At 76.3% G+C, this 1,340-nt stretch carries 1 pseudogene; it reads left to right on the top strand.

The window, feature by feature from the left end:
- Nucleotides 1–1,340: pseudogene (locus EET13_RS32515) on the top strand (PE family protein); the annotation flags it as partial.

Raw genomic sequence — 1,340 nt, 5'->3', positions numbered from 1 at the left:
GGTATAGCCGGCCCCGCCGCTGCCACCGTTGCCGCCGTTGCCGGTGTGCTCACCCCCGGCAACGGCGGCAACGGTGGCAGCGGCGGGGCCGGCTATACCGCCACATCGGGGACATCCGATGGCGGCGCGGGTGGCCAAGGCGGGCAGGGCGGTGCCTACGGCCAGGGCGGCACCGGCGGGGCCGGCGGCGACGCGATCGGCGCCGGCCACGGCGGTGACGGCGGTGACGGCGGCACCGGCGGAACCTACGGCGATGGCGGCGACGGGGGTCACGGCGGCAATGGTGCGGGCACCGGCAACGGCGGTGACGGCGGCAACGGCGGGGCTGTGCCGCAAAACGGCGCGGTTAACGCCACCGGCGGTCACGGCGGCAACGGCGGCAACGGCGGTGTCGCCGCATCCGGTGATACCGGCGGTTACGGCGGTAACGGCGGCAACGGCGGTGACGTCAGCTTCAGCGACGGGGCTTCCACGGCCACCGCGACCGGCGGCACCGGCGGGGCCGGCGGTCGCGGCGTGACCGGCGGCAGCGGCGGTACCGGCGGGGACACCACCACCGCCGGGCTAGGCGCGGTGCGTCCCGGCACCGGCGGTACCGGTGGTGACGCTGCGCCCGGTTTCGGGGTGCACGGCGGCTATGGCGGCAACGGCGGCACGGCCGAGATCACTAACGGCCTCAACGTGAACAACGCAGTGGGTGGCACCGGTGGTGTGGGCGGCCAAGGCGGCAGTACCGGTGAGGGCGGTAGCGGCGGTAACGGCGGCTCGGCGGTGATCACCAGCCCCACCTCGTCGGCCAACGCCATCGGCGGCACCGGCGGTACCGGCGGCCCAGGATTGGATTCGGGCACCGCCGGCTGGGGCGGCACCGGCGGACATGCCACCAACCATGGATCCGGTACTGCCACCGGCGGCACCGGCGGCGCCGGCGGTAGCGGGGGCGCCGGCGGCAACGGCGGCAGCGGCGGTGATGCGACCAACTACGGCACCGGAAACGCCACCGGTGGCGCCGGCGCCAACGGCACCACCGGGGTCACCGACCCAAACAGCGCGTCCTACGGCGGGGCCGGCGGCAATGGCGGCAACGCCACCATCCAAAACAGCACCTCGACGGCTACGGCCACCGGCGGCAAGGGCGGTACCGGCGGCAGCGGCTCATCCGGCGGCAACGGCGGCAACGGCGGCGCCGGCGGTGTCGGCGGGGCCGGCGGAGCGGGTGCGAGCGGCGGGGCCGGCGGTACCGGCAGCAGCGGGTTGCCCGGACAAAACGGTGACGCCGGCGGTGACAGCGGCGCCGGCGGCCGCGGCGGTGACGGCGGAATGGGCGGGGTGGGCGGCAA

Origin of the sequence: Mycobacterium attenuatum (genome assembly GCF_900566085.1) — a bacterium.
Lineage (GTDB): Bacteria > Actinomycetota > Actinomycetes > Mycobacteriales > Mycobacteriaceae > Mycobacterium > Mycobacterium attenuatum.
Note: the sequence above shows the minus strand (reverse complement) of the source record. Positions and strands in the feature narration are given on the sequence as shown.